9 protein-coding genes are annotated in these 9,615 nt (G+C 41.3%); 6 read left to right on the top strand and 3 right to left on the bottom strand.

All coding sequences use genetic code 11. The features are described from left to right. Positions 1-197: 197 nt before the first annotated feature. The 3 genes from AACS98_RS01715 (at position 198) to petE (ending at position 1,811) form a co-directional block, all read left to right on the top strand. Positions 198-437 carry a hypothetical protein gene (locus AACS98_RS01715; RefSeq protein ID WP_066375555.1) on the top strand — a complete coding sequence of 80 codons (240 nt, stop codon included), beginning with the start codon at positions 198-200 and terminating at the stop codon, positions 435-437. A 69-nt stretch (positions 438-506) separates the two neighbouring features. Then, positions 507-998 carry a photosystem II cytochrome c-550 gene (gene psbV, locus AACS98_RS01710; protein ID WP_066375553.1) on the top strand — a complete coding sequence of 164 codons (492 nt, stop codon included), beginning with the start codon at positions 507-509 and terminating at the stop codon, positions 996-998. 393 nt (positions 999-1,391) lie between these two features. After that, the gene (petE, locus tag AACS98_RS01705) at positions 1,392-1,811 is read left to right on the top strand and encodes a plastocyanin (RefSeq protein WP_066375552.1); all 420 of its coding nucleotides are present in this window, start codon (positions 1,392-1,394) and stop codon (positions 1,809-1,811) included. Between the two features lie 116 nt (positions 1,812-1,927). On the opposite strand, the gene AACS98_RS01700 is transcribed toward petE, so the two are convergent. Next, entirely contained in the window at positions 1,928-2,275 is a 348-nt protein-coding gene (locus AACS98_RS01700; RefSeq protein WP_066375550.1) for a hypothetical protein, read from the bottom strand. Between the two features lie 183 nt (positions 2,276-2,458). Then, the gene (locus tag AACS98_RS01695) at positions 2,459-3,937 is read right to left on the bottom strand and encodes a CIA30 family protein (protein WP_066375544.1); all 1,479 of its coding nucleotides are present in this window, start codon (positions 3,935-3,937) and stop codon (positions 2,459-2,461) included. Between the two features lie 244 nt (positions 3,938-4,181). Here AACS98_RS01695 and AACS98_RS01690 point away from each other — a divergent pair, with 244 nt between their 5' ends. From AACS98_RS01690 to AACS98_RS01680, 3 genes are all read left to right on the top strand, one after another. Further along, positions 4,182-4,670, top strand: a complete 489-nt coding sequence (locus AACS98_RS01690; RefSeq protein WP_066375542.1) for a HugZ family pyridoxamine 5'-phosphate oxidase — start codon at positions 4,182-4,184, stop codon at positions 4,668-4,670. Between the two features lie 50 nt (positions 4,671-4,720). Beyond that, positions 4,721-5,605, top strand: coding sequence for an alpha/beta fold hydrolase (locus AACS98_RS01685; RefSeq protein WP_066375540.1), 885 nt, complete (start codon positions 4,721-4,723; stop codon positions 5,603-5,605). Positions 5,606-5,847: 242 nt separating this feature from the next. After that, entirely contained in the window at positions 5,848-7,128 is a 1,281-nt protein-coding gene (locus AACS98_RS01680; RefSeq protein WP_066375537.1) for a nucleotidyltransferase domain-containing protein, read from the top strand. Between the two features lie 166 nt (positions 7,129-7,294). Here AACS98_RS01680 and glgB read toward each other — a convergent pair whose 3' ends face one another. Further along, positions 7,295-9,583: a 1,4-alpha-glucan branching enzyme gene (gene glgB / locus AACS98_RS01675; RefSeq protein ID WP_066375535.1), complete on the bottom strand. Its 2,289-nt coding sequence runs from the start codon at positions 9,581-9,583 to the stop codon at positions 7,295-7,297. Positions 9,584-9,615: the final 32 nt, after the last annotated feature.

Raw genomic sequence — 9,615 nt, 5'->3', positions numbered from 1 at the left:
GTCATTAGTCATTAGTCATTAGTTTTTCTCCCCCAGTCCCCAATACCCAGTCCCCAGTCCCCAGTCCCCAATACCCAGTCCCCAGTCCCCAATACCCAGTCCCCAGTCCCCATTCAAATTTTCAGCAACAAATTGCACTCCTAACGTGATATTGGTATTACAGCGACTCAATCTCTATCTGTCAGTTAACAAACATTATGGGTTGTGTAAACCAAGCGATCGCAGAGATACCCATAGACTACAGTGTGACTGTTGTCAAGGTTTCGGCTGTGGTAATCCAACTTCTAACTGCTCACAAACAGCAAGCCATCTGTTTGGCGTTAGAGGATGCAAAGGCAATAATTGACAAAATATTGTCTGCGACACGCCCAAAATCAACTCGGTACACAGTCACCAGAGTTAGTTGTGGGCTGAAGCTACTGGTAAAAAATCATTAGTTAGCAATTTTAGAGATTGAGTATTACTTTCTAAGCTGTGTTGAGCGTCAAAATCTTTAAGGGGAAACAATGTTTAGAAGACTGATTGGCGTTGTTGTGGCTACTGTTTTACTGACTTTTCAGTTGGTTGTCGGTAGTGCAACAGCTGTGGAACTGGACGAAGCTACCAGAACAGTTAAATTCAATGCTCAGGGTGATACCGTTACCCTCAGTTTAAAACAAGTTAAAGAAGGCAAACGTTTATTTCAATACGCTTGCGCTCAATGCCATGTCGGTGGTGTAACTAAGACAAACCAAAACGTAGGACTGGAACCAGAAGCTTTGGCTTTAGCAACACCCAAGCGTGACAACGTTGAGGGTTTGGTGGATTACATGAAGAATCCCACCACCTACGACGGGGAAGAAGAGATTTCCGAATTACACCCCAGCACCAAGAGCGCAGATATTTTTACCGAAATGCGTAATTTGACTGATGATGACCTGAAAGCGATCGCTGGTCATATTCTGCTTCAGCCAAAAATTCTGGGCGACAAATGGGGCGGCGGTAAAATCTACTACTAAGGTCAATTTTTTTGACTAAATGCTGAGTCCTGTAAACACTTCTGCGGGTTTCCCTAGACTGTTCTGAGTTCTGAAGACCAGGAAATTGATTGCGGATTTATACTGTCTCCTCAATGTGATTTCCTCGCCATGCAGGATTCAGAACACAGGACTCAGAACCACCCCCCACAGTCTCCCGCTTGCTGTCAAAAGAACTTTTGATCTGTCAGAGAGTCTGGCTAATGACCAATGGCTAATAAATATTAAGCAGAGCTTGCTATTTTGCCATTTTTTTGCTATTTATCTCTGCCCATTGCTAAAAAAAAAATTTATCTACGACATATTGTCATATTTGGCGTTAATTTTATTTAAAATGAGAGAGGGAAAATAAAAGATATCGATTAGGAGAACGCCATGAGATTAATTGCTGCTAGCTGGCGACGTTTTAGTTTGGCTGTATTGACTCTTGTTTTAGTTGTTAGCAGCTTCGCCATTTTTACCCCCAGTGCTGCGGCTGAAACTTACACAATCAAACTGGGTACTGATAAGGGAGCTTTGGGCTTTGAACCTGCAAAATTGACAGTTAAGCCAGGCGATACCATCGAATGGTTAAACAACAAAGTACCTCCTCACAACGTTGTTTTTGATGCTGCTCTCAACCCAGCTAAGAGTGCTGATTTAGCTAAATCTCTGTCTAACAAAAACTTAATGATGAGTCCTGGTCAAAAAGTAACAACCACTTTCCCCGCAGATGCTCCTGCTGGTGAATACACCTTCTACTGCGAACCTCATCGTGGTGCAGGTATGGTTGGTAAAATCATTGTTGAAGGCTAGACCAGATCAACTTTTAGGCTTTGTAGCTCAGTTAGTCAATAGTGGTGACTCGTCTATTCCCGTTTAGATGTGCAATGCGATTTAGCGGTGTAAAAATGGACTTGTCACCACAAATTTTATGTTTTAGGTGACTCTAGTCGAGAAACTCGCGCTTCTAATTGATTGACTTGTTGCTTTAATTCTACAACTAAAGTTGCTAGCCTATCAAACATTCTGTCTCGTTCTGACTGCGATACATTTCTTCTAGAACCTGATGGTAGTGTAATTGTTGTTCTGGAAGATGGAAGTTGGCGATTTTGAGAAAACTGTGATTCTAATTGATTTAATCTGGACTCTACCCGATTAAAATCAGCTTGTAAATTATTAAGACGAGATTCAATCTGTTGCGATGAAGCTGGGCTAGATAATAAACCTAGCCAAATAACAATTACTAAAGCGATAGCAAATAATAATCTACGAAACATTTAATTAACTCCTTGGGGGAGAAGGCATTGAATTACAGCAGATTTGGGGTAAATTAGGTACAAATTTGAGGAACAAAGTCTTATGCTAAGTGACTTTTAAAGCTGTTCCCTGTTGCCTGTTCCCTGTTACCTGCTGTAAATTCTTGATTTCCTTAACTCCCCTACTGTGCGATGCGGCATTACTTACAGGTCGGGTTTTAAATGAGAAAATAATTCTTCCCAATCGATAGATTGAGTTATACTTTCCCCTTCCTTTACTTCCAAGGTAACATTACAAGCCTGTGGTTGTTGCAGCGATCGCACACATAATAATGCTACATCTTCTCTGCTAATTTTACCCCGAATATTATCACCTTGCTCAAATATCATGGCTCTACCTCCTGCTTCTTCAGTTAAAGCACAAGGTCTAATAATTGTGTAAGGAATTCCACTGGCTCTTAAACTATCTTCTCCTTTGAGTTTCCAAGTTAAAATTCCCCCCAGTTGGTCATTTAACCTGACTGCTGGTGGTTCTTCCGCCAAATTAATTCCTGGTCTACCTGGACGAGTCACACCTGCGGAACTGACTAGAATAAATTGTGGTTTTTTACTTCCACCATAGGCTTTAATTTCTTCCACCTCCAACGCAAAATTACCAGGGGAAAACTTAGGATTTAATGCGCCATCATATTCAAATTTACTCAACATCAATTGAAAAGAATTGATTTTACTGCTATCAATTGCTGGCGCATTGGGGACAGATTTAGCTCTAAATACAGGAATCAAATCGGCGAAAGGAACACGCACATTTATCCAAGTGTCAGCTACAGTATCAAAAGAATAGCTGTAACCTAAACTATCCCATTGCGGATCTGTCCTGAGAAAAAATTTATAACGCTGACCGTCACCTTTGACACGCAATTCCACACCTGCATAACCTGATAAATTAAATGGTGGGTCAAAGTTTTTCGTTCTCACAGAGGCAAATCCCCCAGAGTTAGCAGTGGAGACATTACCAGTAAATAAAGCGGTGTTTTCTCGCAAGAAAATATTACTCGCACTCACACCACCCATCACCACATCATCCACCGCACCCCAAACATTTTTTAACTCGGTTGAGGGATTGGTGAAATCAAATATCAGTTTTTCATCAGCAGATGGTAAATATTTCGCCGCCGCTTCGACTAAATTTTTTACTCCTTGATATTCCACTGTTTCAGGAGTATCGCCCACAATTTCTGGTTGATAGAATTTCACGCCTTGATAATATTTGGCTCTATCTGGTGTATCTCCCTCTACAGGTTGTACACGCACTGCTGTACAACAAATTACAGCTTCAACATTAGCCATAACGACAGGCGTTAAGGTTTCTGGTTTAGTGATATCAGCCACTACTAAGTCAACATCATAACCAAGAATTGACCGCGCTTTATCAATATCTCTCACCAGGGCGCGCACTTTCACACCTGTTTCTAAGAGTCGTTTGACTACGCGTTTACCAACCCCACCAGTTGCACCTGCTACTAAAATTACACCCATGCTTTTACCTCCATCCGGTGGATGATTTTGCGGACTACCTGGGATTAACTGCTGTATCCAGTTAAGCAAAGGTATCACCTCAAAATATGTCAAGGTTTGGACAAACCTACCTAAGTCCCATTGAGAACGATTTTTATCTGCCACTTTTGCGTCCTCATCATCAACATCGTCTTGCTACATCATAACGAAATGTAACAGTGATTAAGTTTAGTGTTTCTCGACCAGTGTGAGGTACAAGAAAAATAATTGAACGCAGATAAACGCAGATAAACGCGGATGAGTTGGTATTTTATCAGGTTGCAATCTGCTAACCTCACTCCCCTGGCTTCTGGTATGATTTAGGGTGGTTGGAATTTTAAATTTTAAATTTTGAATTTTGAATTGATTTATGAGCCAAATCGAAAAAGCTCAGGCTGAGTACGAAGGGTTTTGTCAGCAGTTTGAAAGCGTCATTATTAGTACGGTTAATGCAGAGGGAGTTCCTAATGCTAGTTATACTCCGTTTGTGATGGATGATGCTAAGAATATTTATATTTATGTGAGTGGACTTTCAACTCATACGAAAAATATTTATGCTAATCCTCATGTATGTGTGTTGTTTATTGAGGATGAATCTCAGACAAATCAAATTTTTGCGCGTCGCCGGTTGAGTTTTGATTGTACAGCTACTTTAATTGAGCGAGAATCGGAAACTTGGAAGTTAGTTGTTGAGCAATTTCATGGACGTTTTGGTGAGATTATTGAAGTTTTACGGGGTTTGGCTGACTTTCGGATTTTCCAACTGACTCCTAGTGAGGGTCGGTTTGTCATCGGTTTTGGCGCAGCTTACCAGATCACTGGCGATCGCCTCCATCAGTTAGCACAAGTTACCGGATAAAATATAGTTTACTGGTTGTCTCAGTATTAACACGCAAAAAAGTAAATACTATGCTTCAGTTTCAACCTCCTGGCTTTGGGCATAAAGTGATCAATACATCTTTGGGAAAAATGGTTTACTATACCCAAACTGCTGCACCTTGGTTGAATGATCACACTGAGGACTTACCGCCCTTACTGTTTTTACATAACTTTGGTGGTGGGGCTTCTGCTTATGAATGGTCAAAAGTTTACCCAGCTTTCGCGCCGACACACCGGATATTAGCCCCAGATTTAATCGGCTGGGGAGATTCTGCTCATCCAGTCCGAGATTACCAGATTCCAGATTATCTCACAGCGATCGCCCAATTGATCAGCCAAACTTGTCACCAGCCTGTCACAGTCGTAGCTTCTTCACTAACTGCGGCTTTGACTATCCGCCTAGCTATTCAGCAACCTGATTTATTTCACAGTTTATATTTAGTCTGTCCCTCTGGGTTTGATGACTTTGGTCAAGGTGCAGGACGCAGACTACCACTACCGATAATTAATACACCTTTATTAGATAATATCATCTATGCCCTTGGGGCAGAAAATGAAATTGCTGTGAGAAATTTTTTACAAAGCTTTCTGTTTGCTCACCCAGAACGTGTTTCACAAGAAATGGTAGATGCTTACTTAAATTCTGCACAACAACCTAATGCTAAGTTTGCTGCTTTAGCATTTTTACGTGGCGATTTGTACTTTGACTTAAGTTTGTATATTCAGCAACTAAAAACACCTACAGTATTTTTCTGGGGAGAGAAAGCGCAGTTTACTAGCATCCTATTAGGAAGACGCTTGGCTAGTTTAAATATCAATGCAGTTCGAGAATTTCATGCGATCGCAGATGCCGGAGTATTACCCCATTTAGAAATCCCAGAAGTCTTGATCGGATTGTTACGGCTTTATATCTAACCCAGGTTAGAGCTTGAGGAATCTTTGACAATTGCATCTATCTTTGGGTAGTTAATTCAGCATATTTCTGTAAATAATTTGACAAGAAACAGAGTAATTTTATATACAAAAATTTTATCGAACTTTTACATCAGAGCATCTCCATTGATGAAATAATTACTTTTAATCAGTTCCCTATTCCCTATTTTTTAGGTAAAAGCGCAAGTTTGTTTGATTACAAGAGCTATTCATTTTTATAAAACATGATTACATTACCTCAAATATCTGCACCTACCCCAAATCTAAATCACGACAAAGAAGCCGAATTACTCATCTGCTTGGCTCAAACCAAAATTAGCCAGGAAACAGCATCAAAAATTGAGATGCTGTTACAGCAAGAAATAGACTGGAATTATTTACTCAAAATAGCTTTTTGGCATAAAGTCCAACCGCTACTGTACTTAAACCTGAAGAACACTTGTCCAGATCAAGTTCCCGCCAAGATTCTCAAGTGTTTACAAACTGAGTGCCAAAGAATTACGCTGAACAATCTCTTCCTGTCTCACAGACTCATCAGTATACTCAAATTTCTAGAATCTAATGGTATTCGTGCCATCGCCTTCAAAGGGCCGATCTTGGCGACTTCAGCTTATGGTAATCTGTCCCTACGAAGATTTGGGGATTTAGACATTCTAGTAGAAAAGCAAGATGTCCCCGAAGTTATAGAACTCTTAAAAACTCAAAAATACCAGCCACAGGAATACTTAACCGCCGCACGAAATGAACTGCAAGAAGTATTTGGCGAATGCAGTTTAGTGAGTGATGATGGTAGAGTTTTTATAGACCTACACTGGGAATTGACACCAACTTACTTTCCTTATAAGCCGAAATTTAATCAGTTGTGGGAACGGCTAGAACCCATATCTCTGGCTGGTAATACTGTCCGCCAACTATCCCTAGAGGACTCACTTTTGTACCTCTGCGTACATGGTTGTAAAGATTTATGGCAAAGTTTATCTTGGATTTGCGATATTGCAGAATTAATCAAAGCTTATCCCCAAATTCAATGGTCAACACTATGGGAGGAGGCTAAAAAACAAAATTGCGAACGCATGCTGTTATTGGGATTAACTTTGGCGCAGGATATCCAAGGAATTACTTTACCAGATGAAGTTAAGCAAAGAATAAACGCATCTGCAATTATTCCCAAACTGGCAGCAGAAGTCAAAGAAAGATTGTTTCAACAAATTGACGCACCTTTAGATGTATTTGAAAGGTCTTTTTGGTCTTGGCGTTTAACTTTTCATTTCAGACTGATAGAAAATATCAAATACAAAATTCTGTTATGTCTGTTTGTTGTGCAATTTGCGCTAACGCCTAAAGATAATGATTATGAGGCTTTGCCTTTACCTAATTGGCTTGCTAGTCTTTATTTTCTGATTCGTCCCATCAGATTAGTGATCAAATTTGGACTGACACCATTACAACGAGGACTAGAATGGGGTGTTGCTTTGTTTAGCGATCGCAAGTCACTTCCGAGTTAACAATATTAGGACTTACGCCAGTGTGATCATGAAATATGTCTTTTAGGGTGCGTCAGACTAATTACATACTGTCAATAAATGTATATTTGCTATCTGACGCACCCTACTGATATGCCAGTTGTGTAAGTCCTGGATATATCAGGGTGGGCAATGCCCACCCTTGAGATTAAGATTGCATCGCCTCAGCAGTCTTCTGGCGATCTAACTTCAGCATCAACACCCCTAAAGGTGGTAGACACAAATCCAGCGAATACGGGCGGTTGTGCATAGACCAATCATCAGTCCACTTACCGCCTAAATTACCCATATTGCTACCGCCATACTGACGAGCATCACTATTGAATAACTCAGTGTAAAATCCTTTTTCTGGAACACCGATGCGGTAATGAGAGTGTGGTTGTGGAGTAAAGTTACACACTACCACGATAAAATTCTCAGCATTCTTGTCACGGCGAATAAATGACACCACACTATGGCGATTATCGCTACAATCAACCCACTCAAACCCCTCCTTAACAAAGTCCAGGGTATACAAAGCTGGTTCGGAACGGTAGAGATGGTTGACATCTTGGAAGAATTGTTTCAATTGTTGGTGTGGTTCATACTGTAACAAATGCCACTCCAAATCTGCCCAGACATTCCATTCACTCCATTGTCCAAATTCCATGCTCATAAACATGGTTTTCTTACCTGGGTGGGCGAACATATAGGCAAACAAACAACGCACATTAGCAAACTTTTGCCATTTGTCCCCAGGCATCTTACCAATGATATTGCTCTTACCATGCACGACTTCATCATGGGAAAGAGCTAGCATGAAATTTTCGCTGTGGTGATACCACATACTAAAAGTGACATTGTTTTGATGGAACTGACGGAACCACGGATCCATACTGAAATAATCCAGCATATCGTGCATCCAGCCCATATTCCACTTCAGGTTAAAGCCTAAACCACCTGTGTAAGTAGGCCAAGACACCATCGGCCAAGCGGTAGATTCTTCCGCAATGGAAACAATCCCTGGGAAATAACTGAAAATTATATGATTGACTTGACGCAGAAAATCAGCCGCTTCTAAGTTTTCTCTACCACCGTATTCATTGGGCAACCATTCTCCTGGTTTACGGCAATAGTCGAGATATAACATGGAAGCGACGGCATCGACACGAATACCATCAATGTGGTATTTATCAAACCAAAACAGCGCATTTGCCACTAAGAAATTGCGGACTTCGTTACGGCTGTAGTTGAATACCAGAGTCCCCCACTCTTTATGTTCACCTTTGCGGGGGTCGGCGTGTTCGTAGAGATGAGTACCATCAAAGAAGGCTAAACCATGTCCATCTTTGGGAAAATGACCCGGAACCCAATCCACTATTACCCCAATACCGTTTTGATGACATTGGTCAACAAAATACATGAAGTCTTCCGGCGTACCAAACCGGGAAGTAGGGGCAAAGTATCCTGTTACTTGATAACCCCAAGAACCGTCAAAGGGATGCTCGGCAATGGGTAACATTTCTATATGGGTGTATCCCAACTCTTTAACATAGGGGATGAGTCGCTCGGCTAGTTCCCGATAAGTTAAAAAGCGTGAATTGGGATTTAGTTCTGCGGCTATGACTACAGGCTCAGTTTCACCATTAGGTAGTTTAGCGGGTTCTGCACTAGAAGCGTGTAACCAAGAGCCTAAGTGAACTTCGTAAACTGAGATGGGACTGCTAAGGGGATCGGTATGACGACGCTGTTCAAGCCAGTCTGCATCATGCCATTGATATGAATTTAAGTCCGTGACAATTGATGCCGTCTTTGGACGGCATTCCTGCTGCAAACCGTAGGGATCTGATTTTTCGTAAATATGTCCTTCAAAATTTTTGATTTCATATTTATAATGGGTTCCGATTTCCAGTTCAGGAATGAATAATTCCCAAACACCTGTCTGTCCCTTACGCATCTGGTGTTTCCGTCCATCCCATTGGTTGAAATCTCCTAGGACAGACACATTGCGAGCATTGGGGGCCCAAACGGCAAAGTAAACACCTTTAATACCGTCTATTTCTGTGGGGTGCGCCCCTAGTTTTTCATAAATGCGGTGGTGATTACCTTCCGCAAACAAATGCAAATCAAAGTCTGTTAAACGTGGAGAGCGAAAAGCGTAAGGATCATAGGTGACGCGCTCATGCTCCCCTTCTTTAATCCGTAGTTGGTAATTTGATAGTTCTGTCGTTTCAATCGTACATTCAAAAAAATGGGGATGATGTACCGATTGCATGGGGTATTCTTGGCGTTCCTCCGGCAGAACTACCCAAGCTGCACTAGCATTTGGTAAGTAAGCTCGCACAGCCCAAACGCTTTTACCGTTTTGTTCTATGGGGTGAGAACCGAGGATTTCAAAAGGATCATGATGCTGATTCCAAACGATGCGATTAACCTGTTCAGGAGCTATCGTGGTCATGGACATTAAGCTACCTACGTAAAATAAACTGA

The organism is Anabaena sp. CA = ATCC 33047, from assembly GCF_963870205.1.
Lineage (GTDB): Bacteria > Cyanobacteriota > Cyanobacteriia > Cyanobacteriales > Nostocaceae > Trichormus.
Note: the sequence above shows the minus strand (reverse complement) of the source record. Positions and strands in the feature narration are given on the sequence as shown.

Excerpts from the sequence above, each read along its gene's own strand:
- AACS98_RS01685 (WP_066375540.1), top strand. The coding sequence starts at position 4,721 with ATGCTTCAGTTTCAACCTCCTGGCTTTGGGCATAAAGTGATCAATACA.
- petE (WP_066375552.1), top strand. The coding sequence starts at position 1,392 with ATGAGATTAATTGCTGCTAGCTGGCGACGTTTTAGTTTGGCTGTATTG.
- psbV (WP_066375553.1), top strand. The coding sequence starts at position 507 with ATGTTTAGAAGACTGATTGGCGTTGTTGTGGCTACTGTTTTACTGACT.
- AACS98_RS01690 (WP_066375542.1), top strand. The coding sequence starts at position 4,182 with ATGAGCCAAATCGAAAAAGCTCAGGCTGAGTACGAAGGGTTTTGTCAG.
- AACS98_RS01680 (WP_066375537.1), top strand. The coding sequence starts at position 5,848 with ATGATTACATTACCTCAAATATCTGCACCTACCCCAAATCTAAATCAC.
- AACS98_RS01700 (WP_066375550.1), bottom strand. The coding sequence starts at position 2,275 with ATGTTTCGTAGATTATTATTTGCTATCGCTTTAGTAATTGTTATTTGG.
- glgB (WP_066375535.1), bottom strand. The coding sequence starts at position 9,583 with ATGACCACGATAGCTCCTGAACAGGTTAATCGCATCGTTTGGAATCAG.
- AACS98_RS01715 (WP_066375555.1), top strand. The coding sequence starts at position 198 with ATGGGTTGTGTAAACCAAGCGATCGCAGAGATACCCATAGACTACAGT.